Origin of the sequence: Streptomyces sp. NPDC001902 (genome assembly GCF_042891295.1) — a bacterium.
In the GTDB taxonomy this organism is placed as follows: domain Bacteria; phylum Actinomycetota; class Actinomycetes; order Streptomycetales; family Streptomycetaceae; genus Actinacidiphila.
On sequence record NZ_JBIATA010000007.1, the window covers coordinates 217,856 to 239,964 of the forward strand.

Sequence of the window (22,109 nt, forward strand, 5' to 3'; positions counted from 1 at the left end):
CATCTGCGCGACACACAGCACGGGGGAACACGCGGTCATGGCCCGCGCCTCCCGGTCGGGACCGTACCGACCACGCCGGCGCCGCCGGCGCCGCCTCCCGTCAGGCACGACCGCCGTGACCACCGCGAAGGGGGGCGTGGGCGACTGCGCCCGCCCCAACGCCGCCGGTCCCGCCGCGCACGGGTGTGAGAAGCGTCGGCCTCGCAAGCGAATGGTTCGCGGACTCGCCGAAGCCGCAGATACCCCAGGGGGCGCCCCTTGTTCGGGGCACCCCCTGGGGTCTTCCTTCCTCAAGGCGATGAGGACGGGGCTTGGCTCAGTCCCGGCACGTCATTTGGAAGCTCCATGCCAACTCGTCGTCGTCCGGTTCCTTCCACGGCGGCTTGGCGTGGCAGTTGCTGCCGTGCTCGTCGTCGTACTCGTCGCCGTCCTCGTACTTGCCGCCGTGGTCGTACTTGCCGTCGTGGTCGCGGTGGTCATGAAGGCCCGGACCGCCGGGGAGACCGGGGTAGCCGGGGAAGCCGCCGGGGTAGCCGGGACGCCCGGGACGCCCGGGAGGACCTTCAGGACCTGCCGGACCTTCAGGACCGGTCGGGCCGGCGGGACCACTCGGACCAGCAGGACCGGACGGGCCGGACGGGCCGGACGGGCCGGCGGGGCCAGCCGGACCACCAGGTCCGGCAGGTCCAGCAGGACCGGTCGGGCCAGTGTCACCGGGAGCACCAGAGGGACCGGCAGGACCCGAGGGGCCGGCAGGGCCAGAGGGACCAGTGGGTCCGGCAGGGCCGGTCGGGCCGGTGTCACCGGGAGGACCAGAGGGACCGGCAGGACCGGACGGACCAGTGGGTCCGGTCGGGCCGGTGGGTCCGGTCGGACCAGCCACACCGCAAGTCGGGACCGTGATGTTGTCCCTGATCAGGGTGACCTGGCCATTTCGCGCCAGCAACCGGCCCGCGATCGCCGCGTCGGCGCCCACGGAGATGTCCGTCAGGGCCATGATGGTGCCCTTGAAGTCGGCATTGGTCCCGATGGTGGCGGAGCTGCCCACCTGCCAGAACACGTTGCAGGCCTGCGCTCCGTTGATGAGCCGGACGGTGCTCCCCACGTTCATGACCAGGGTGGAGCCGACCTGGAAGATGAAGACGGCGTTGGGGTCGCCCTGTGCGTCGAGAGTGACAGTCCCGTTGACGGCGAGATCGAGCGCCGTCCCGGCAGAGTAGACGCCGGGAAAATAGGCTTGGGTGTCGAGCTGGGGTCCCGCGACGCCGTTGGACGGCCTGCCGGCCGCGTCGTTGTAGGCCGTGACCAAGTCTGACTTCGCCTGACCGGCGACAGCGTCGGCTACGTGCGTCGCTCCGATGACACGTCCGGGCGGAAAGCCTGTTACCGAAGTGCCGGGGCTGAGCCCCAGATCCCCGATGATGATGGTTCCGAGCGTGTTGGTGACCGTTGAACCGGCCAGGACCCCGTAGGTCTTGGCGGTTCCCAGTCCCACCGCCGGAGGTGATACGGCGTGGGCGAGGGTCGTGATCATGGTGAGCGTCGCCATCAGCACCGCGATAGGTATCAAGAGCATCGGTGCCTTGAGCCCCTTGTGTACGCGTATACGTCGCCTGCCGGGCGGAGCGGGCAGGACGGAAACCTCTGACGTAGGGAGAGACCCTTTCTTGTGGCCGAGCCCGGCCACCCCTGCGAGGGGGACTTCGAACGTGGGTAGTGAGCTCCGGTCGCCGAACCTCAGTCGCGTGTCCAAATCAGCGGTCCGCGACCAAAGGGGGCCGGCGAGCAAGTGCTCACCGGAGAAAGCGACAAACCGCCGCTCACCAGCCAAAAGCTAGCAATGATCCTATAAAGGGCATATGCGCGGAGAGCCAAAGGAGTTATGGGTCGCGCCTGGTTCACTCTGCTGGTGGCGTCTCCGCGCAACCGGGGGCATTGGGCCAGGTCCGACAGGCGGAAGCCCGGGCACCTCGGTGGTCATCTGCCGGCGTGCCGGACCTCGAGCGGGCACAGTGGGCCGCTGGCCAAGGGCTAACTGCTCCGCCGTGCTTGACGGCGCCGGCATGAGCACACCGGGACGGAGTGAAGCCGCGTCCGGGGATCGACCGGCTCCGGCGTGCCCAGGGTAGGAATCCCTCCCGAGTGCGACCGGCATCGACGGGATGCCGGTCTGCCTTGCGGCTCCTCACGGCAGGAGATAACGACAACGAAACCGTATGCGCGGGACTTTGGCGGTAGCAGGATGCCTGCCCTCGGCCGCTGCGGTGGCAGCGCACACATACAGCTGTGCACGAACTGGTGAGGCGGTGGTCACGACGCAGAGGCAGAAGGGCACAGGGTTATCGGCGCACCGCAGGGCCCCCGCCAGCGGTTGCCCGCTTCCCGGACGCTCTCCTCCAGCCACGGCCGGTGCCCGCTCTTCCGGCTCATGCGGCCCCGCGCCGGTCATCTTCGCCACCACCAGCTACTCAAGTGCCGCCGCGTAATCGTCGTGCGGCTCGCCGGAGTTGACCCCTGCGAGCTGGTCCATCAGCAGTTCTGCGAACTCCCGCTCCCGCTCGGTCACCGGGGCCGCCGAGGACAGGTCATCCGGTTCGCGGATCTCCTCCGACCACAGCAGGGTGTGCACTACGGGCTCGCGGCGCTCGGTCGCCGCACCGCGGTACAGGCGGCCGTCGAACTGGAAGCCCATGCGCTGCCAGCGGTACTCCGGGACGGGCTCGACGCACACGGGAGGCTCCCCGGGCTCCCGGAGCGACACCTTCACCGCATCACGCCACGCGCGCACACGTTCGACTCTGTGGATGCGGGCAGGCCCAGCCGAGCCCGACGCCCGTCGGCCAGCCGATCGGGGTACTCCCGGGGTCGCCCCTGTCGCCTGCCCGGGTCCCCCGGCTGGCAGCCGCAGCCCGCGGGGGGCAGGATCGGGCCCGTGCATGAGGGTTCGTCACCTCCACCCCGACGGCCCCCTCGGCCGAGAGCCGGGCCCCCGACGCCGAGAAGCGCCGGGGGCCGTCTCGTGCGCTCATCAGCCACCGCGCGGCGGAGGGAGCCCCCACCACCTGTGGGCTGTGCGGTGGGGGCCTCGCAGCCAGAGGCCTCGTGCCCGCCACGTGCCCGTAACGAGGGCCATCGAGGGGGAACAGCGGGGAATCCCGGGCGCGACACCGCTCCCGGGCACCCGTACCGCGACCAGGGGTAGGGAAGCGGCGCGTACGTCGTCCTCCGAACTGGCTACGCGGATTCGGTTCCCGTCGCCCGCTCTGCAGGCGAAGGCCCCAGGTCAGCGGCATGTTCGCCGGCCCGGGGCCTCGTCCGTTCCCCGCCGCCCGAAGCCCGTGGGCGTGCGGGCCACTTGCCGGACCACCCCGACGGGGTGGCGCGGCCGGGGTGGGGGCCGGCCGCGCCTGGGTGGTGGGCTGGGGGATCAGTCTGGGGGATCAGTTGTTGAAGACCGGGATGTTGTTGTTCACCCCGCCCCCGAAGAAACCGCCACCCCCGTTGTTGAAGACCGGGATGTTGTTGTTCACCCCGCCCCCGAAGAAACCACCGCCGCCGTTGTTGAAGACCGGGATGTTGTTGTTCACCTGGCCTCCGAAGAAGCCACCGGTGTTGTTGAAGAGGGGGATGTTGTTGTTCACCCCGCCGCCGTCACCGACGTGAAGGCTCTGCTGCTGGGGTGCGGCCTGGACGGCGCTGACGTGGGCGGGGGCGGCCGCGAACGCGCTGGTCGGGAGCAGGGCGCCACCGGCGGCAAGAGTGGTGGCGGCGGTCAGCATGACGATCTTGCGGGTGCGGGACATGGCGGTTCTCCTCAGGCGATGCGGGGCGGGGATTCCGGATGACCCCTTTTCGGGTATTCCGGCACCGGGGGGAATGTCCCGGTGGTTCCTTTCGGTCGGTATTGCGCGACCTCTTGACTCCAGTAAGCCCCGGCGTTCGGCCCGCGTCACGTCGCTGCATTTCGGGGCTTGACATGTGGTCGGGGGCTGGTTAAAAGACGGCCCGCCGGTACCGCGGATCCCCTGGACCGGGCACCTCCGCATGCGTGGACGCCGGAGTCTGCGCAGGCTGGGAGATGTGCCGGTGATCCACGGTGAGGAACGATGATCGTTACGGTGGTGTCGATGCCCGAGGGCACCGTCGCCCGCGCCGCCGTGTCGGAGGCGCGGGAGCGGCTCGCGGCGTCGCGCTTCCTGCTCGTGGACATCGAGGTGCCCGGGGAGGGACGGCCCGACGAGGCGCCGATCGCCCACGAACTCGGCCTGGAGGCGGAGGACCTGGCATGGCTGGGCAGGGCGGGCGAGAGCGCGCGGGCGGAGTTCCACGGGGACAACGCCCGGTTCGTCGTACCGGTCATCGAGGACGACGAGGTCGCCCACCTCCACGTCTTCGTGACCGGACGGTACCTGGTCACGGTCCGCCGGGGGCCGAACACGCTCGTCGGGCGGTTCATCACCCGGCTGCCGCACGAACGGCCCGCGGACACCACCGCCGCGCTCTTCCTGCTGCTGGAGGACGCCCTGGAGACCTTCCGCAAGTCCGCCGTGGAGTCGCTGCTGCAGGTGGAGGACCTCGAGGACGAGATGTTCGAGAGCCGGAACCCGCGGCAGGTGTACCGGCTGGCACAGCTGCGGCGGCGCGCGGCGCTGCTGCACCACGCCCTGCTGCCGTACCTGCAGGCGACCGACGAGACCATCACCCGGCGGATGATGAGCGGCAGCTTCCCGGAGGAGCGGCAGCGGCTGGCCGCCTCGTACCAGCGGGCCGCGCGGATGGTGCTCTCCAGCATCGAGTCGCTCCAGGACGCCGCCCGGCGGGCGTTCGCCAGCTACTCCTCCCTGGTGTCCGGCGAGCAGAACGGTGTGATCAACCGGCTGGCCATCGTGTCGACGATCTTCCTTCCGCTGACCTTCCTGACCGGCTTCTTCGGCATGAACTTCACCTACATGACCGACGAGTTGGAGAGCAAGGTCGTCTTCTGGCTGCTCGCCGTGGGACTGCAGGCGCTCGTCCTGTCCGTCGCCGTCTACGTGCTCCACCGCACCCGCATCTGGCGCAGACTGCGCGACGACGGGCGCGACGACCCCTGAGCGCCTCACTACATTGGCGGCATGGAGATCTGGATCAACCCCGCGTGCTCAAAGTGCCGCTCCGCGCTGCACCTGCTGGACGACGAGGGCGCGCAGTACACCGTGCGGCGCTACCTGGAGGATCCGCCCGACGCGGACGAGATCCGGGCGGTGCTGGAGCGGCTCGGGCTGGAGCCGTGGGACATCGTGCGGACCCAGGAGGCCGAGGCGAAGGAACTAGGACTGAAGGAGTGGCCGCGCGGGCCGGGTGAGCGGGACCGCTGGATCGGGGCGCTGGCGGCGCACCCGCGGCTGATCCAGCGTCCCATCATCACCGCCGAGGACGGCACGGCGGTGGTAGCGCGCTCCGAGGAGGCGGTGCGGGACGCGCTGGGCCGCGCCCCGGGCTCCGTCTAGAACACCGACAGCCCGGTGGCGGTGGTGAACGCGTCGAGGGCCGCCATGGCGCCGACGGAGTTGCCGGCCGGGTCGAGGCCGGGGCTCCATGCGCACAGGGCGCCCCGGCCAGGGAGGACGGCGAGGATGGCCCCGCCGACGCCGCTCTTGCCGGGCAGGCCCACGCGGTAGGCGAACTCCCCCGCGGCGTCGTAGGTGCCGCAGGTGAGCAGCACGGCGTTGAGGCGTTTGGCGTCGGTGCGGGACAGTAGCCGGCCGCCGTCGGCGCGCAGTCCGTGCCGGGCGAGGAAGCCGCCCGCAAGGGCGAGGTCGCGGCAGGAGGCCTCAAGGGCGCAGTGGGCGTAGTAGTGCTCCAGGACGGTGTCCACGGGGTTGTGCAGGTTGCCGAAGTGCGCGAGGAAGTGCGCCAGGGCGGCGTTGCGGTGGCCGTGGGCGGCCTCGGAGGCGGCGACCGCCGGGGCGGTGGTCAGGGCCGGGTTGCCCGACTCGGCGCGCAGCAGTTCGCGTACCGCGCCCGAGGCGTCGCCGGTGAGGGTCAGCAGGGCGTCGGTGACGACCAGGGCTCCGGCGTTGATGAAGGGATTGCGCGGGATGCCCTGCTCGGTCTCCAGCTGGATGAGCGAGTTGAAGGGGCTGCCGGAGGGCTCGCGGCCGACACGGCGCCACAGGGCGTCGCCGCCGTGGTGGAGCGCCAGGGCGAGCGTGAAGAGCTTGGAGACGCTCTGGACGGAGAACGGCTCGGCGAAGTCCCCGACGCCGTGGACCTCGCCCCCGACGGTGGCCAGGGCCATGCCGAAGGCGCCGGCGTCGGCGGCCGCGAGGGCGGGGATGTAGTCGGCGACCTTGCCGCGGCCGAGCTCCGGAAGGGCCGCGGCCATGGCCTGTTCGAGGAAACGCTGGTAGTCCACCGGCCCATTGAACCCGGACCCCGGCGAACCCCGGCCCTAACCGACCGGCACGCCCTGCGGGCCCTTGATCCGCTTCATGATCATCTGCGAGTTCACCTCGCTCACGCCCGGCAGGGCGATCAGCTTCTCGGTCCAGAAGCGCTCGTAGGCGTCGCTGTCGGCCACCGCGATCCGCAGCAGGCAGCCGGGCGCGCCGTAGAGCCGGTAGGCCTCGACGACGTCGGGGATGGCCTGCACCTGCTCCTCGAAGGCGGCGACGGACTCGCGGTCCCGCCGTACCTCGACGGAGGCGAAGACCTCGAAGCCGCGGCCGACGGCGGCCGGGGCGACGACGGCCCGGTAGCTCTGGATCACCCCGTCCTCCTCCAGCTGGCGCACCCTGCGCAGGCACGGGGAGGGGGTGAGGCCGACGCGGGCGGCCAGTTCCTGGTTGGTGAGCCGGCCGTCGGCCTGGAGCTCGCGCAAGATTCTTCTGTCAATGGCATCCATAGGGGCGATAGATACCACGCTTGGCCGATCTACGCGGGCTGATTGGCAATCCGATGCCGGGGTTCACCGCATATCCTTGCCGCGGAGGAGCAGGCGAACACGCGAGTGAGGGACACGTGAAGCACATCGTCGTGATCGGCACCGGCGGCACGATCGCCAGCCGGTGGCAGGGGGCCGGGTACGCGGCCGAGGCCGCCGGCCACGAGGTGCTGGCGGCGGGCGCGGTCCCCGAGGGCGTCGAGGTGACCGTGCGCGACCTGTTCACGGTGAACAGCTCGCGGCTGACCTCCGCCCACCAGCTGGAACTGCTGCGGACGGTCCACGAGGTGCTGGCGGACCCGGGCGTGGACGGCGTCGTGGTGACCCACGGCACCGACACCATGGAGGAGTCCGCCTTCCTCCTGGACCTCCACCACGGCGACCGGCGCCCGGTGGTCTTCACCGGCGCCCAGCTCCCGCTGGACGCCGTGGACGGGGACGCGGCGGGCAACCTCTACGACGCGCTGCTGACCGCCGCGACCGGCGAGGACATCGGCGTGGTCATCACCTTCGGCGGCTTCGTGCACGCCGCCCGGGGCACGGTCAAGGCGCACACCCTGGACGTCCAGGCCTTCGCCGACCCCTCGGGCCGGCCGCTGGGACGGGTGAAGTTCGGCGAGATCGCCTGGGGCGCCCCCCGGCCGCGTGCCACGGCGCTGCCGCTGCCGGACGCACACGTCACGGCGCCGCGCGTCGACGTCGTCATGCACCACGTGGACGCCGACCCCGTGCTCTTCGAGGCCGCGCTGGGTGCGGGGGCCCAGGGCATCGTGCTGGTAGGCACCGGCGCGGGCAACGCGACGCCCGATTTCGTGGCGGCGGTCCGCCGCGCGGTCGACGCCGGGGTGCTGGTCGCCGTGAGCACCCGGGTGGCGGCCGGGCCGGTGGCGCCGATGTACACCGGGGGCGGCGCGGTGGACCTCGCCGCGGCCGGCGGCGTGCTGGCCGGGACGCTGCGCGCGGGGCAGGCCCGCATCGCCGTACTGGCGGCGTTGCTGTCCGCCCGGGACCCGCAGGAGCGGGCCGCCGCGCTGCGCCGCATCATCGGGACGGCCGAGGACCGCACACCGGCCGTCGCCTGACTCCCCGTCACCCGGCGCGGCCACCGCGCCGGGTGACGGGTGACCTGTGACATGTGACGGGGACCGCTCAGAGGTTTATCTGGTTGATGGTGTCCGCCAACGAGTCGAGGAACTTGTTGATCGCCGGCGCCATGCCCGTGGAGGCAAGGAAGAAGCCGAAGAGCGCGGCGACGATGGCCGGACCGACCTTGAGCGTCTTGCCCCTTATCAGGACGATCATGATGATCGCCAACAACAGCACCACGGACAGGGAGATGGCCACTGGGGATCACATCCTCGGTCTGACGCCTCACCGTTCCGGGGGAGCAACGCAGCCGCACCCCCGCGACGTCCATCGTGCCACCTGCCACCGACACCGTGACCCCGCGGGACACCCCTTCCCCGCGCGTCGGGGTCGCACACCTGTGACGCAGGACATCGCGATCACTTCTGATCACTTCGGATGAGGACAATCTCGCAATTGCACGGCACGTTCGAGTGAATTTCCCCCAAACTATTTCCCCGCACATGCACTTGCCACACAAACGATCATCAAAAAACCTGCACAGACGCCAACCCGTCTGCCGATATGCCCCGTTCAACCCTTATATGACTGCCCATAGCGTCACGGAACGGTCAGTGGCATGACACATGCATTCCGGGGTAGCAGCGCCGCTACCGCCATTCCGATCGAGAATTTACTCAGGCAGAGGCGCCCGCTATGGTGCATCAAATGTTCCAGCCCCACCGCACGAACACCCTGTCCCCCGGCAGGACCCAGACCGGGAATTCCGTTCTCCCCGCTCCCCGCACGGAAGCCGCCCCCGCCCCCGGGCCGGCCGCCCCCGCGGGGTCCGCCGCCCCCGCCACCGCCTCCGCGCCCTCCGCCGGGCGCGACCCGTTCTTCGACAACGCCAAGTACCTCGCGATCGTCCTGGTCGCGATGGGCCACGCCTGGGAACCGCTCACTGGGCACAGCAGGGCCGCCGGCGCGCTCTACATCCTCGTGTACGCGTTCCACATGCCGGCCTTCATCGTCATCTCCGGCTACTTCTCGAAGAGTTTCGACGCCCGCCCGGACCGCGTCAGGAGACTGATCACCGGCATCGCCGTCCCGTACCTGCTCTTCGAGGCCGCCTACTCGCTCTTCAGGAACTGGGCCGACGACGCGGCGCCGCAACCGCTCAGCCTGCTCGACCCCTGGTACCTCACCTGGTTCCTCGCCGCCCTCTTCATCTGGCGCCTTACGGCCCCCATCTGGCGCATCGTCCGGCAGCCGGTCGCCGTCGCCCTGGTGATCGCGGCCCTCGCGTCCGTCACCCCGACCATCGGCGACGACCTGGAACTCCAGCGCGTCCTGCAGTTCCTGCCCTTCTTCGTGCTCGGCATGTGCCTGAAGGCGGAGCACTTCCACCTTGCCCGGCGCCGGGTGGTGCGCGTGCTGTCCGTTCCGGTGGGGCTCGCCGCGCTGGTCGTCTCCTACTGGGTGGTGCCCCGGATGGACCGGGCCTGGCTCTACCACCGCACGAGCGCCCAGGAGCTGGGCGCGCCCTGGTGGACGGGGCCGGTCATGACGCTGGCGCTGTTCTGCTGCTCCCTGGCGCTGACGGTGTGCTTCTTCGCCTGGGTGCCGCGCCGCCGCATGTGGTTCACGGCCCTCGGCGCCGGCACGCTCTACGGGTACCTGCTGCACGGCTTCCTCGCCAAGGGCTCCCGCTTCGGCAGCTGGTACGACCACGACTGGATCCACACCCCGCTGGGCCAGGTCGCGGTCACCGCGATCGCCGTCGTGGTGGTCACCGCGCTGTGCACCCCTGCGGTGCAGCGGCTGTTCCGCTTCGCGATGGAGCCGAAGATGTCCTGGGCGTTCCGGCCGGCGGCTAGTCCCGGCACACGATGAGCAGGGCGCGGTCGTCGTTGACGTCCTTGGCGACCGCCTCGATCAGCTGCCAGGCCGCGCCGCGGAAGCCGTGCGCGACGTACCGGTCGGCCTCGCCGATGAGCCGGTCGATGCCTTCGGTGATGTCGCGGCCGGCGGCCTCGACCAGGCCGTCGGTGAAGAGCAGCAGGACGTCGCCGGAGCGCAGCGTGCCCTTCACGCTGTTGAACTCGGCGCCGTCGTACACCCCCAGCAGCGGCCCCTCGGCCGCCTTCTCCTCCCAGCGGCCGGTGCCCGCGCTGAGCTGCATGCCCGGCAGGTGGCCCGCGGAGAGCAGCTCGTAGTCGCCGGTCTCCACGTCCAGCACCAGGTGGACGGAGGTGGCGAAGCCCTCGTCCCAGTTCTGCCGGAGCAGGTAGCCGTTGGCGGCGGTGAGGAAGGCGTGCGGCGGCAGTGAGCCGAGCAGGCCGCCGAAGGCGCCGGAGAGCAGCAGGGCGCGGGAGCCGGCGTCCATGCCCTTGCCCGACACGTCGGTGAGGACGGCCTCCAGGATCCGCCCGCCCGAGGTGCGGGTGGCCACCACGAAGTCGCCGGAGAAGGACTGGCCGCCGGCCGGCCGCAGCGCCATCTCGGCGTGCCAGCCGTCGGGCAGCCGCGGCAGCCTGCTCTGCACCCGGATGCGCTCGCGCAGGTCGAAGAGCATCGTGCCGCCGCGCATCCAGGGCACGCCGACCCGGGCGCGGAACTGCGCGACGATCAGCCCGGCCAGCGCCACGGCCGCCACCACCAGCACGGTGCCCGGGGTCACCCTGCCGACGCCGTCGCGGTACGGGCCGAGGACGGCGGACTCCACCACCATCGCGGCGGCGCTCGCCCCGTACAGCAGCAGGAGGCTGGAGGGGCGCAGCAGCAGGCCGCCGACGAGGACGGGCAGCACCAAGGTGGTGGGCGGGCACCATTGCGGCGCCAGCACCGTGGCCCAGGCGATCAGCGGGACGCTGATCGTCAGGACGGCCAGGGCGAGCCAGTCGGCCGCGTCGCCGCGGAAGTAGTCCACGGCGGATTTGCGCAGGCCTACGCGGGCCCGGTGGACCGTCCTGCGCCACCGGGCCCCGAATCCGTCTCCTACCGGGCGTCGTGCCATGTTCCCGGCGACCCTATCCACCCTCACCCGTTCTCCGCATCGGAGGTGCCCCTCATGGTGCGCCGATTCGCCGCCACGACCGGCGAAAACCGTTCGCCCGCCCTTGGGGCGACTGGTAGGCAGGGCACATGACGGTGGAGTTGCGGGTTCTCGAGTCCGAACAGTGGGACGAGTGGTTCAGCACGCTGGAACGCACGTTCGGCAGCGCGGTCTGGCCGGCGGAGGAGCGGGAGTTCGACCGCGGGGTGACCGAGTTCTCCCGGTCGATCGCGGCCTGGGACGGCGCGGAGGTCGTCGGCACCGCGGGGGCGTTCTCCTTCCGCATGGCGGTGCCCGGCGGCGCCGTGGTCCCGGCGGCGGGCGTCACCATGGTCAGCGTCGCCTCGACGCACCGCCGCCGCGGGCTGCTGACCTCGATGATGCGGCGGCAGTTGGACGAGGTGCACGAACGGGGCGAGCCCCTTGCGGTGCTCACGGCGTCCGAGCCGGCGATCTACGGCCGGTACGGCTACGAGGTCGCCACCCGCCAGACGACCTTGGAGGTCGACACCCTGCGCGCCGGCCTCACCGTGCCCGCGGGCGCCGACGGGGTCACCCTGCGCTTCGCCGACCCGCAGGAGGCCCTGGCGGCCTGCGAGGAGGTCTACGCGCGGCGGGTGCCCACCCGGCCGGGCATGCTGGAGCGGCGGCCGAACTGGGAGCGCAAGGGCGTGCTCGACCCGGAGGCGTTCCGGGACGGCGCGTCGAAACTGCTCTGCGTGGTCGCCGAGCGCGACGGGGAGGTGCGGGGCTACACGCGCTACGCGGTGAAGTCCGCCTGGAACGCGGCCGGACCGGACGGAACGGTGGTGCTGCGCGACCTGGAGGCACTGGATCCGGACACATACGCCGCCCTGTGGCGCTACCTGTTCGGCATCGACCTCACCTGCCGCATCACCGCGCGCAACCGTCCCGCCGACGACCCGGTCCTGCACCTGGTCGACGACGTGCGCCGCTGCGGCGTGCGCGTCAGGGAAGGCCTGCTGCTGCGCCCGGTCGAGGTGGGCGCGGCCCTGTCGGCCCGTACCTACGCTGCCCCGCTGGACGTCGTACTGGAGGTCTCGGACCCGTTCTGCCCCTGGAACGAGGGCCGCTGGCGGCTCGGCGGCAACGCCAAGGGCGCCACGTGCGAGCGGACGACGGACGCCGCGGACCTGGCACTGTCGGTGCGCGAGCTGGGCGCGGCCTACCTGGGCGACGTCTCGCTGACCGCGCTGGCGCGGGCCGGACGCGTGCGGGAACTGCGGCAGGGCGCGCTGCGGGAGACCACGGTGGCTTTCGGCGGCGACGTCGCCCCCTGGCTGCCGCACGGCTTCTAGGTCCCCGCTCGGGCCCGTGTCCACCGGCCGGGGCGCTCCCTTGGGCGTGTCCCCGGCCGGCCCCTGGTCCGAGCGGGGCGTCAGCCCCGGACGGGCTGGCAGACGGGGCACCAGAAGAGGTTGCGCGCCACCAGGGAGGCGGTGCGCACCTCGGTGCCGCAGACGTGGCACGGCATCCCCGCACGGCGGTAGACGTAGACCTCGCCGCCGTGGTCGTCGACGCGCGGCGGACGGCCCATGGCCTCGGGGGTGTGCTCGGGGCGGACGGTGTCGATGCGGTTGTTCCGCACGCCCTCGCGCATCAGGGCCACCAGATCGGCCCAGATCGCGTCCCACCGCGCGCGGTCCAGGTCGCGTCCCGCCAGGTACGGGTCGACGCCGTGGCGGAAGAGGACCTCGGCGCGGTAGACGTTGCCGACGCCCGCGACGACCTTCTGGTCCATCAGCAGCGCGGCGATGCTGGTGCGGCTGCGCGCTATGCGGGCCCGGGCGCGCTCCCCGGTGTCGGCGGGCCGCAGCGGGTCAGGGCCGAGCCGGTCGTGTATGGCCTGCTTCTCGGCCCCGGTGATCAGCTCGCAGGCGGTCGGCCCGCGCAGGTCGGCGTGGTGCTCGTCGGTGGCCAGGCGCAGCCTGACCTGGCCGACGGGGGCCCCGCCCGGCCCGGTGCCGAAACCGGACTTCCCGTACAGCCCGAGGTGGACGTGGACCCAGCCGACCGGGCCGAACCCCAGGAAGAGGTGCTTGCCGTGGGCCTCCGCGGACTCCATCACGGCGCCGTCCAGGAGGGCGGCGCCGTCGGAGAACTTGCCCTGCGGACTGCTCGCGCGGACCACCCGGCCGGCGAAGCGTGCCTCGTGGTCCGCGGCGAGGCGGTGGATCGTATGCCCCTCGGGCATGCCCGGATCAGCCCTCCTGCGGGTGGTGCGGCGGGATCGGGGGCAGCTCGCCGGTGGTCTCGTACGCGGTGAGCATGTCGATGCGGCGGGTGTGGCGCGGCTCACCCGAGTAGGGCGTGCCGAGGAAGACCTCGACGAACTTGGTGGCCTCGTCGGTGGTGTGCATGCGGGCGCCGACGCTGATGACGTTGGCGTCGTTGTGCTCGCGGCCGAGGGTCGCGGTCTCCTGGCTCCAGGCGAGCGCGGCCCGGACGCCCTTGACCTTGTTGGCCGCGATGGCCTCGCCGTTGCCCGAGCCGCCGATCACGATGCCGAGGGAGCCGGGGTCCGCGGCGGTGCGCTCCGCGGCGCGCAGGCAGAACGGCGGGTAGTCGTCCTGGGCGTCGTAGATGTGCGGGCCGCAGTCGACGGGCTCGTGCCCGTTGGCCTCGAGCCACTCCACGAGGTGGTTCTTGAGTTCAAAGCCGGCATGGTCGGAACCGAGGTACACGCGCATACGGACGAGTGTCGCACGGGCACGCTGGGCGACATGCCGTGGGTGCTGCGTGAGGGGGATTTGAGGGTGGCTTGAGGATAAGACAACAAAACGGAATCAAAGGTTCCCCGGCCGCGCCGGGCCGTGTTTCATGCCACCCCATGAGTACACGTCCCCCCACCCCAGTGGCCGGCTCCACCGCTGCGGCCCACGAGGCCACGACGGAACCGCAGGACGGCTCGGGCCTGAAGGCCGGGCTCAAGAACCGCCACCTGTCGATGATCGCGATCGGCGGCGTGATCGGCGCCGGCCTCTTCGTCGGCTCCGCGTCCGGCATCGCCGCCGCCGGTCCCGGCATCCTCCTGTCGTACGCCCTCGTCGGCACCATGGTCGTCTTCGTCATGCGCATGCTGGGCGAGATGGCGGCCGCGAACCCCACCTCCGGCTCCTTCTCCGCCTACGCCGACCGCGCGCTGGGCCGCTGGGCCGGCTTCTCCATCGGCTGGCTGTACTGGTTCTTCTGGGTCGTGGTGCTGGCGGTCGAGGCGACCGCCGGGGCCAAGATCCTGGAGGGCTGGGTCCCGGCCGTGCCGCAGTGGGGCTGGGCGCTGATCGTGATGGTCGTGCTCACCGCGACCAACCTGGCCTCGGTGGCCTCCTACGGCGAGTTCGAGTTCTGGTTCGCCGGGATCAAGGTCGTGGCCATCGCCGGCTTCATCGTGCTCGGCGCGCTCGCGGTCCTCGGTGTGCTGCCCGGCAGCCACGACGACGCCGCGGGGCTGGGCAACCTCACCGCGCACGGCGGCTTCCTCCCCAACGGCCCCGGCAAGATCCTCACCGGTGTGCTGCTGGTCGTGTTCTCCTTCATGGGCAGCGAGATCGTCACACTGGCCGCCGGCGAGTCCGCCGACCCCGAGCGCGCGGTCACCAAGGCCACCAACAGCGTGATCTGGCGGATCGGCGTCTTCTACCTCGGCTCGATCTTCATCGTGGTGTCGCTGCTGCCGTGGAACGACCCGTCGATCACCAAGGACGGCTCCTACGTCGCCGCGCTGAACTCGATCGGCATCGCGCACGCCGGACAGATCATGAACGTGATCGTGCTCACGGCCGTGCTGTCCTGCCTCAACTCCGGCCTCTACACGGCCTCGCGCATGGCCTTCTCGCTGGGCCGGCGCGGTGACGCGCCCAAGGCGTTCGCCCGCACCACCAGGCGCGGCGTGCCGCAGGCGGCGATCCTGGGCTCGGTCGTCTTCGGCTTCGTCGCGGTCTTCTTCAACTACAAGTACCCCGACACCGTCTTCCTCTTCCTGCTCAACGCCTCCGGTGCGATCGCGCTGTTCGTGTGGCTGGTGATCTGCTTCTCGCAGCTGCGCATGCGGAAGATCATCCTGAAGGAGGCCCCGGAGCGGTTGCGGGTGCGGATGTGGCTGTACCCGTACCTGACCTGGGCGACGATCGCGATGATCGTGTTCGTGCTCGGCTACATGCTCACCGACACCGCCGACGGCGGCGGCCGGGACCAGGTGGTCGTCTCGGTGCTGGTGGGGCTCGGCGTGGTCGCCGTCGCGGTGGTGCGCCAACTGCTTCACAAGGGCCGGAAGGACTCCCCCACCCGGTCGTAGGCGGCCAGCGCGGCGGACCCGGCCGAAGCCGCGTACCAGACGTTCAGCTGGTACGACTTGCCCCCCTCGGTGAAGCCGAGCTGCCGTGCCCGCCAGGGCGCGCCGGCCTGGGTGAAGGCGTACTCCCACACGACGGCGGGACGACCGCGGAACGACGTCCGCTCCAGCCGGGTCTTCCGGTAGCCGGGCACGTCGTGGGAACCGGCCTCGAAGGCGCGCCACTGCTCCAGGAGATCGCCGCCCCGTGCGAGTGCGTACGAGGCGGCGATCTCCTGCTGTCCGTCCGGGGCGTGGTAGTGGACGTTGGAAGGGCTCTTGGCGCTGCGCGTCCAGCCCCGCGGCGGCTCCCAGGCGAAGCCGGTCTCGTTGCGCTCCCCGGGGGCGGGCGCGCCGGTGGACGTGCCCGTGGACGAGGTGGCTCCGGTGGACGGGGGACGGCTGGTGCCCGCGACCACGGGGCCCTCGCGATGGCCGGTGCGCGGCGCGGTGAGCAGGACGACGGTGACGGCGACGGCCGCGGCGGCCGCTCCCGCGGCGGTCAGCAGGGCCACCCGTGCCCTTCGGCCCCGACACCTCCGCGAGCGCCAGTCCCTCCGCGCCCGGCACGCTGCCGGACACCGGCGCTCCCGGCCGCACGGCCGTCCTCCTGCTGGGCGGCGGCCTGTTGCTGGCCGCGGGCGGCGCGGGCCTGTGGCTGACCCGGCGCGGGCCGGTACCGCGGCACTGACGGAGAACGGGTGGGGGCGGGGCCTTCGCCCCGCCCCCACCCGGGTGCGCCGCAGGTCGTGGCGGGTCAGCCGCGCCGGCCGACCAGCTTCCAGGCGGCGGGCAGCGCGCCCATGGCGAGGGCGGCCTTCACCGCGTCTCCGATCAGGTACGGGGTCAGGCCCAGCGCCACGGCCTGGCCCAGCGTCAGGTGCGCGGCCAGCGCGAGGTAGGGGACGCCCACGGCGTAGGTGACGGCGCTGCCGGCCACCATGACGCCGGCCATCCGCCACACGCTGCGGTCCGCGCCCCGCCGGGCCAGCGCGCCCACGAGCGCCGACGCCAGCGCCATGCCGAGGATGTAACCGAAGCTCGGCGCCGCCGCGCCCGACGAACCCTCCGCGAACCACGGCACGCCGGCGACACCGGCGACCGCGTACAGCGCGAGCGCCAGGAAGCCGCGGCGAGCCCCGAGGGCGGTGCCCACCAGCAGCGCGGCGAAGGTCTGGCCCGTCACGGGCACCGGCGACCCGGGGACCGGGACCGACAACTGCGCGGCCAGACCGGTCAGTACGGCGCCACCGGTGACGAGGGCCACGTCGCGCAACCGCGAAGCGGGGATGAGGTCGGCGAGGACCGGGTGGGTCCGTACGGCGGAAGCGGCGGGAACTGCGCTGGCCATCGGGTGACTCCGCGGGGTGAGGGTCGGTTCGGGACACCGTGACGTTAACCCGCGTCGCCCCCGCCGATCATCGTCCGCCGATCACAAAGGCCTGATCACGGCGTTGGTCGGCTTCCTACAAGGATGCGGCGCCGGGCGTGAGCTTCGTCACCCGGGCCTTAGTGGGGTTTCTCCAATCGCCGCCGGAGCGGCGCCACCGGCCGGGTCCGGCACCGCTCCGACACCGCTCCGGGGCCCGTACGACGGCCTCCTATGCTGCCCGCATGAGCGCTCCGTCCTCCCCCTCCCGCGTCGGCGTCGTCGGCGAGGTCCTCGTCGACCTGCTGTGGCGTTCCGGGGAGCGGCAGGTCACCCCCGTGCCGGGCGGCAGCCCGGCCAACGTCGCGGTCGGCCTGCACCGGCTCGGGCGGCGCACCACCCTGGTCACCACGTGGGGCGACGACCCGCCCGGCGAGCTGGTGCGGGCGCACCTGGAGTCCACCGGGGTCGAGGTCGTCCGCGCCACGAGCCCGGCCGGGCGCACCACACTGGCGATGGCCTACCTGGACCGGGACGGCTCCGCCTCCTACGACTTCCTGGCCGCGTGGGACCCGGAGCGGCTGCCGCTGCCCGCGGACACCGCGGTGCTGCACACCGGTTCGCTCGCCGCGGTGGTCGAACCGGGTGCGACGCGGGTGCTGGAACTCTGCCGCGACCTGCACGCCCTGCCGGGGCGCACCGTCGTCGCCGACCTCAACGTGCGGCCGGCCGTCCAGCCCGACCGGCTCGCCTACCGCCGGGCGTGCCTGCGGCTGGCCGGGGTCACGGACGTGGTCAAGGCCAGTGACGCCGACCTGGCCTGGCTCTTCCCGCGGCTCGCCCCGGAGGAGGCCGCCCGGGCGCTGCTCGCCGAGGGGCCGCGGCTCGCGGTCGTCACGCTGGGTCCGGACGGCGCGTTCGCGGTGACCGACGGCGCCCTGGTACGGGTGGCCGCGCCCGAGGTCGACGTCGTCGACACCATCGGCGCGGGCGACGCCTTCCAGGCGGCGCTGCTCGACGCCATCGCCGGCGAGGGCGTCCCGGCCTCCCGGGAGGAGCTCGCCGCGGTACTGGAGCGCTGCGTCACGGCCGCGGCGCTCAACTGCACGCGGGTGGGCGCCGATCCGCCGTCCCGCGCGGAGCTGGACGCGGCCCTCGCCGGACGGCACGCGTAGCGCCGCGCGGAAAATGCGCGGCCCCGGCGGCAGGTGCTGGATACGCTCGCGGGATGGACGAGGCACAGCTGACCGGACAGGTACTGGTCTTCGACGCGGACGACACGTTGTGGGAGAACAACGTGGTCTTCGAGCGGGTGATAGAGGACTTCCTGGACTGGGTGGACCATCCCGTCCTGGACCGCGCGCAGATCAGGGCGCTGCTCAACGAGATCGAGGCGGCGAACGCGGTCGTCCACGGCTACGGCAGCAAGGTCTTCCTGCGCAGCCTCGGCGAGCTCCTGGAGCGGCTGCGGGAGCGGCCCGTCACGCAGGCCGAGCTCCGGCGGGTGGACGAGCTGGCGGTGGCCTTCGTGGAGCACCGGGTGGAGCTGATGCCCGGCGTGGCGAGCACGCTGGAGGAGCTGGGCACCCGCCACGAGCTGCTGCTGCTCACCAAGGGTGACGAGGATGAGCAGGCGCGCAAGGTGGCCGCCTCGGGGCTGGCCGACCGCTTCCGCGGGGTGCACATCGTGCCGGAGAAGGCCGCGGACACCTACCGCGCCCTGCTGGCGGAGTACGGCTACGCGCCGGGCAGGAGCTGGATGATCGGGAACTCCCCGAAGTCGGACATCCTGCCCGCGCGCGAGGCGGGGATGAGCGCGGTGTTCATCCCCAACGAGAACACCTGGGTGCTGGAGCAGTCCGAGCTCGACCCGGCCGACGGGCGGGTGCTGCGGCTGACGGCCTTCCCCGAACTGCTCCGGCACTTTTGAACCGGACCGGCAGCCTCAGTCGAAGACGGGGCCCTGGTCGCGGGTCCGCTTGATCTCGTAGAAGCCGGGGGTCGACGCGACGAGCAGGGTGCCGTCCCACAGGCGGGCCGCGGCCTCGCCCTTGGGCGCCGGGGTGACGACCGGACCGAAGAAGGCGATCTGCTCGCCGTCGGCGCCGGGCACCGCGATGACCGGGGTGCCGACGTCCTGGCCGACCTTGGAGATGCCCTCCTGGTGGGAGGCGCGCAGCTCCTCGTCGTAGGCGTCGCTGCGGGCGAAGTCGGCGAGGTCGGCGGGCAGGCCCGCCTCCTCCAGGGCGGCGACGATGACGTCGTGGTCCTTGTGTCCCAGGCCCTGGTTGTGGATACGCGTGCCCAGCGCGGTGTAGAGGGGGCCGAGCACCTTGCTGCCGTACTTCTGCTCGGCGGCGATGCAGACGCGGACCGGGCCCCAGGCCGTGGTCAGGAACTCCCGGTACTGCTCGGGCAGCTCGTCACGGTTCTCGTTGAGCACCGCGAGGCTCATCACGTGCCAGCGCACCTCGACGGGGCGCACCTTCTCCACCTCCAGCATCCAGCGTGAGGTCATCCACGCCCAAGGGCAGGCGGGGTCGAACCAGAAGTCCACCGGGGTGGGGGTGGTCGTGGTCTCGGTCACGGTTCTCTCCTCTGGGCATGATGCGGTGACACGCGCTCCGCAACGCGCAACGCCCTCGGTGCCATCCCCATTCCCGTGCGCCGCCGTCGGGCCGACGTGCGAAGATGCGTGGCGTCCACAAGACAGATCCCACGACGGCGTGCGAAGGATGGAGACCCCGTGCCCGGTGAGAACCTCACGCGTGACGAGGCCCGAGAGCGGGCACGGCTGCTGGCCGTGGACGGTTACGAGGTCGCCCTCGACCTGCGGTCGGCGCTGCGTCCGCAGGAGCCGACGTTCCGGTCCGTGACCACCGTCAGGTTCCGCTGCACGGAGCCCGGCGCGTCCAGCTTCGCGGACCTGCTGGCGCCCTCCGTCACGTCGGTGACGCTCAACGGCCGGGAACTGGACCCCGCGGTGGTCTTCGACGGGACGCGAATCGCGCTGGACGACCTGGCCGCCGAGAACGTCCTGGTCGTGGACGCGCAGTGCGCCTACAGCCGGACGGGCGAGGGCATGCACCGCTTCACCGACCCCGAGGACGGCGAGGTCTACCTCTACACGCAGTACGAGCCCGCCGACGCCCGCCGGGTCTTCGCCGACTTCGAGCAGCCCGACCTGAAGGCGCCGTTCACCTTCTCCGTCACGGCGCCCGAGTCCTGGGTGGTGCTGGGCAACGAGCGTGTCACCGAGGTCCGCGACGGCGGCGAGACCCGGCACTTCGCGCCGACCCGCCCGATCTCCACGTACATCACGGCCGTCGTCGCCGGGCCGTACCACATGGTCCACGACACCTACCGGCGCGCGCTGCCGGACGGTTCCGAGCTGGAGATCCCGCTGGGGGCGCTGTGCCGCAAGGGCCTCGCCCGTCACTTCGACGCCGAGGAGATCTTCACCGTCACCAAGCAGGGCCTGGACTTCTTCCACGACCACTTCGGCTACCCGTACCCCTTCGGGAAGTACGACCAGGCCTTCGTGCCCGAGTACAACATCGGCGCGATGGAGAACCCGGGGCTGGTCACCTTCCGCGAGGAGTACGTCTTCCGCGGCAAGGTCACCCAGGCGTCCTACGAGGGCCGGGCGAACGTCATCCTGCACGAGATGGCGCACATGTGGTTCGGCGACCTGGTCACCATGCGGTGGTGGGACGACCTGTGGCTGAAGGAGTCCTTCGCCGACTTCATGGGCGCGTTCTCGCTGGTGGAGGCCACCCGCTACAAGGAGGGCTGGATCACCTTCGCCAACCGCCGCAAGGCCTGGGCCTACCGCGCCGACCAGCTGCCCTCCACCCACCCGGTCACGGCCGACATCCGCGACCTGGAGGACGCCAAGCTCAACTTCGACGGCATCACCTACGCCAAGGGCGCCAGCGTGCTCAAGCAACTGGTCGCCTACGTCGGACGGGACGCCTTCCTGGAGGGCGCGCGCCGCTACTTCCAGCGCCACGCCTACGGCAACACCGAGCTGGGCGACCTGCTGTCGGTGCTGGCCGAGACCTCGGGGCGCGACATGGCCGGGTGGTCCCGGTCCTGGCTGCAGACCGCGGGCGTCAACTCGCTGACCCCGCAGGTGACGTACGACGCCGACGGGCGGATCGCCGAGCTGGCCGTGGTGCAGGAGGCCGCGCCCTCGCACCCCGAGCTGCGCCCGCACCGGGTCGTGGTGGGGCTCTACCGGCACACCGCGGACGGCACCGTGGAGCGCTACGCGCGCGCCGAGACCGACGTCGCGGGCCCGCGCACGGTGGTGGGCGAGCTGGCCGGGGCGGAGCGGCCCGACCTGGTGCTGGTCAACGACGACGACCTGACCTACTGCAAGATCCGCTTCGACGAGGACTCCCTGGCCACGGTCCGGGAGCACCTGGGCTCGCTCACCGACCCCATGGCCCGCGCCCTGGCGTGGTCCGCGGTGTGGAACATGACCCGCGACGGCCTGATGCCCGCCCGCGACTACCTCGGCCTGGTGCTGCGCTTCGCCGGCGCCGAGACCGACATCGGCGTCCTGCAGGGGCTGCACATGCAGGCCCGTACGGCCCTGAACGACTACGCGGCACCCGCCTGGCGCGCGCAGGGCGGGCGGGAGCTGGCGGACGGCGCGCTGCGCGAGCTGCGCGCGGCGGCCCCGGGCAGCGGCCACCAGCTGGCCTGGGCCCGCTTCTACGCGGCCGTCGCCTCCGGGGACGCCGGGGCGGACGTGCTGCGCGGGCTGCTCGACGGCACCGGGAAGATCGACGGGCTCGAGGTGGACCAGGAGCTGCGCTGGACCTTCCTGGAAGCGCTGGCCGCCGGCGGCGCGGCCGACGAGGCCGCCGTCGCGGCGGAGCTCGCCCGCGACGACACCGCCTCGGGCAAGCGGCACCAGGTGCGCTGCCTGGCGGCGCGGCCCTCCGTGGCCGTCAAGGAGCAGTGCTGGGCGTCGGTCGTGGAGTCCGACGCGCTGTCCAACGCGCTCGTCGAGGCCACCATCGCGGGCTTCGACCAGGCGGGCCAGCGCGAGCTGCTCGCCCCCTACGCGGACCGCTACTTCGACGTGATCGGGAGGGTCTGGAAGGAGCGCTCGATCGAGATCGGCATGGCCGTCGTCCGCGGGCTCTTCCCGCACCACCAGGACCGGCCCGCCACCCTCGACGCCGCCGACGCCTGGCTGGGCGGGCACGCGGACGCGCCGCCGGCGCTGCGCCGGCTGGTCGCCGAGTGCCGTGACGACCTCGCCCGGGCGCTGCGGGCCCAGGAGCGGGACGCGGCGGCGGGGGCGGTCTGAGGCCCCCTCCCGGAA

Annotated in this window: 22 protein-coding genes; 10 read left to right on the forward strand and 12 right to left on the reverse strand. The window is 72.1% G+C overall.

The features are described 5' to 3' along the window. Positions 1–316: 316 nt before the first annotated feature. The 3 genes from ACFYYN_RS15050 to ACFYYN_RS15060 form a co-directional block, all read right to left on the reverse strand. Complete coding sequence (locus ACFYYN_RS15050) at positions 317–1,549, reverse strand: ice-binding family protein (RefSeq protein ID WP_500546124.1); 1,233 nt, start codon at positions 1,547–1,549, stop codon at positions 317–319. Between the two features lie 915 nt (positions 1,550–2,464). After that, positions 2,465–2,731: a hypothetical protein gene (locus ACFYYN_RS15055; RefSeq protein ID WP_500546125.1), complete on the reverse strand. Its 267-nt coding sequence runs from the start codon at positions 2,729–2,731 to the stop codon at positions 2,465–2,467. Positions 2,732–3,440: 709 nt separating this feature from the next. Next, positions 3,441–3,803, reverse strand: coding sequence for a hypothetical protein (locus ACFYYN_RS15060; protein ID WP_500546126.1), 363 nt, complete (start codon positions 3,801–3,803; stop codon positions 3,441–3,443). Positions 3,804–4,127: 324 nt separating this feature from the next. On the opposite strand from ACFYYN_RS15060, the gene ACFYYN_RS15065 reads away from it, so the two are divergent. Together ACFYYN_RS15065 and ACFYYN_RS15070 are read left to right on the forward strand one after the other, a co-directional pair. Next, a complete protein-coding gene (locus ACFYYN_RS15065) occupies positions 4,128–5,093 on the forward strand; it encodes a magnesium transporter CorA family protein (protein ID WP_500546127.1) in 966 nt (321 codons plus the stop codon). A gap of 21 nt (positions 5,094–5,114) precedes the next feature. After that, positions 5,115–5,489, forward strand: coding sequence for an arsenate reductase family protein (locus ACFYYN_RS15070; RefSeq protein ID WP_500322922.1), 375 nt, complete (start codon positions 5,115–5,117; stop codon positions 5,487–5,489). Here ACFYYN_RS15070 and ACFYYN_RS15075 read toward each other — a convergent pair. Together ACFYYN_RS15075 and ACFYYN_RS15080 are read right to left on the reverse strand one after the other, a co-directional pair. Further along, positions 5,486–6,397: a glutaminase gene (locus ACFYYN_RS15075; RefSeq protein ID WP_500546129.1), complete on the reverse strand. Its 912-nt coding sequence runs from the start codon at positions 6,395–6,397 to the stop codon at positions 5,486–5,488. The two genes, ACFYYN_RS15070 and ACFYYN_RS15075, sit on opposite strands and share 4 nt — an antisense overlap. A gap of 36 nt (positions 6,398–6,433) precedes the next feature. Next, positions 6,434–6,886 (reverse strand): Lrp/AsnC family transcriptional regulator, encoded by a 453-nt coding sequence (locus ACFYYN_RS15080; protein WP_500546131.1) that lies wholly within the window; start codon positions 6,884–6,886, stop codon positions 6,434–6,436. Positions 6,887–7,002: 116 nt separating this feature from the next. Between ACFYYN_RS15080 and ACFYYN_RS15085 the strand changes: the two genes are divergently transcribed. Beyond that, complete coding sequence (locus ACFYYN_RS15085; protein WP_500546132.1) at positions 7,003–8,007, forward strand: asparaginase; 1,005 nt, start codon at positions 7,003–7,005, stop codon at positions 8,005–8,007. Between the two features lie 67 nt (positions 8,008–8,074). Here the strand turns inward: ACFYYN_RS15085 and ACFYYN_RS15090 are convergent, their stop codons facing one another. Continuing rightward, positions 8,075–8,269 (reverse strand): hypothetical protein, encoded by a 195-nt coding sequence (locus ACFYYN_RS15090; protein ID WP_361795409.1) that lies wholly within the window; start codon positions 8,267–8,269, stop codon positions 8,075–8,077. Positions 8,270–8,719: 450 nt separating this feature from the next. Between ACFYYN_RS15090 and ACFYYN_RS15095 the strand changes: the two genes are divergently transcribed. Next, entirely contained in the window at positions 8,720–9,886 is a 1,167-nt protein-coding gene (locus ACFYYN_RS15095; RefSeq protein WP_500546133.1) for an acyltransferase family protein, read from the forward strand. Here the strand turns inward: ACFYYN_RS15095 and ACFYYN_RS15100 are convergent. Further along, a complete protein-coding gene (locus tag ACFYYN_RS15100; protein ID WP_500546134.1) occupies positions 9,867–11,009 on the reverse strand; it encodes a SpoIIE family protein phosphatase in 1,143 nt (380 codons plus the stop codon). The two genes, ACFYYN_RS15095 and ACFYYN_RS15100, sit on opposite strands and share 20 nt — an antisense overlap. 128 nt (positions 11,010–11,137) lie before the next feature. Here ACFYYN_RS15100 and ACFYYN_RS15105 point away from each other — a divergent pair, with 128 nt between their 5' ends. Continuing rightward, positions 11,138–12,367 (forward strand): GNAT family N-acetyltransferase, encoded by a 1,230-nt coding sequence (locus ACFYYN_RS15105; protein ID WP_500546135.1) that lies wholly within the window; start codon positions 11,138–11,140, stop codon positions 12,365–12,367. Positions 12,368–12,447: 80 nt separating this feature from the next. On the opposite strand, the gene ACFYYN_RS15110 is transcribed toward ACFYYN_RS15105, so the two are convergent. After that, entirely contained in the window at positions 12,448–13,263 is an 816-nt protein-coding gene (locus ACFYYN_RS15110) for an Fpg/Nei family DNA glycosylase (RefSeq protein WP_500546136.1), read from the reverse strand. 7 nt (positions 13,264–13,270) lie between these two features. Further along, positions 13,271–13,759, reverse strand: a complete 489-nt coding sequence (locus tag ACFYYN_RS15115; protein ID WP_500322912.1) for a ribose-5-phosphate isomerase — start codon at positions 13,757–13,759, stop codon at positions 13,271–13,273. Between the two features lie 140 nt (positions 13,760–13,899). Between ACFYYN_RS15115 and ACFYYN_RS15120 the strand changes: the two genes are divergently transcribed. Beyond that, positions 13,900–15,363, forward strand: coding sequence for an amino acid permease (locus tag ACFYYN_RS15120; protein WP_500546137.1), 1,464 nt, complete (start codon positions 13,900–13,902; stop codon positions 15,361–15,363). On the opposite strand, the gene ACFYYN_RS15125 is transcribed toward ACFYYN_RS15120, so the two are convergent. Further along, positions 15,327–15,914, reverse strand: a complete 588-nt coding sequence (locus tag ACFYYN_RS15125; RefSeq protein ID WP_500546138.1) for a serine/threonine kinase C-terminal domain-containing protein — start codon at positions 15,912–15,914, stop codon at positions 15,327–15,329. The two genes, ACFYYN_RS15120 and ACFYYN_RS15125, sit on opposite strands and share 37 nt — an antisense overlap. 2 nt (positions 15,915–15,916) lie before the next feature. Here ACFYYN_RS15125 and ACFYYN_RS15130 point away from each other — a divergent pair, with 2 nt between their 5' ends. Next, on the forward strand, positions 15,917–16,090 hold the full coding sequence (locus ACFYYN_RS15130; protein WP_500546139.1) for an LPXTG cell wall anchor domain-containing protein: 174 nt from the start codon (positions 15,917–15,919) through the stop codon (positions 16,088–16,090). A gap of 66 nt (positions 16,091–16,156) precedes the next feature. Here the strand turns inward: ACFYYN_RS15130 and ACFYYN_RS15135 are convergent, their stop codons facing one another. Further along, positions 16,157–16,750: a biotin transporter BioY gene (locus ACFYYN_RS15135; protein ID WP_500546140.1), complete on the reverse strand. Its 594-nt coding sequence runs from the start codon at positions 16,748–16,750 to the stop codon at positions 16,157–16,159. A 263-nt stretch (positions 16,751–17,013) separates the two neighbouring features. Between ACFYYN_RS15135 and ACFYYN_RS15140 the strand changes: the two genes are divergently transcribed. Both ACFYYN_RS15140 and ACFYYN_RS15145 read left to right on the forward strand, forming a co-directional pair. Next, positions 17,014–17,943, forward strand: a complete 930-nt coding sequence (locus ACFYYN_RS15140; RefSeq protein ID WP_500546141.1) for a carbohydrate kinase family protein — start codon at positions 17,014–17,016, stop codon at positions 17,941–17,943. Positions 17,944–17,996: 53 nt separating this feature from the next. Beyond that, positions 17,997–18,698 carry an HAD family hydrolase gene (locus ACFYYN_RS15145; RefSeq protein ID WP_500546142.1) on the forward strand — a complete coding sequence of 234 codons (702 nt, stop codon included), beginning with the start codon at positions 17,997–17,999 and terminating at the stop codon, positions 18,696–18,698. A gap of 15 nt (positions 18,699–18,713) precedes the next feature. On the opposite strand, the gene ACFYYN_RS15150 is transcribed toward ACFYYN_RS15145, so the two are convergent. Further along, positions 18,714–19,355, reverse strand: coding sequence for a mycothiol-dependent nitroreductase Rv2466c family protein (locus ACFYYN_RS15150; RefSeq protein ID WP_499511907.1), 642 nt, complete (start codon positions 19,353–19,355; stop codon positions 18,714–18,716). A gap of 159 nt (positions 19,356–19,514) precedes the next feature. Here ACFYYN_RS15150 and pepN point away from each other — a divergent pair, with 159 nt between their 5' ends. After that, positions 19,515–22,094, forward strand: coding sequence for an aminopeptidase N (gene pepN / locus ACFYYN_RS15155; RefSeq protein ID WP_500546143.1), 2,580 nt, complete (start codon positions 19,515–19,517; stop codon positions 22,092–22,094). Positions 22,095–22,109: the final 15 nt, after the last annotated feature.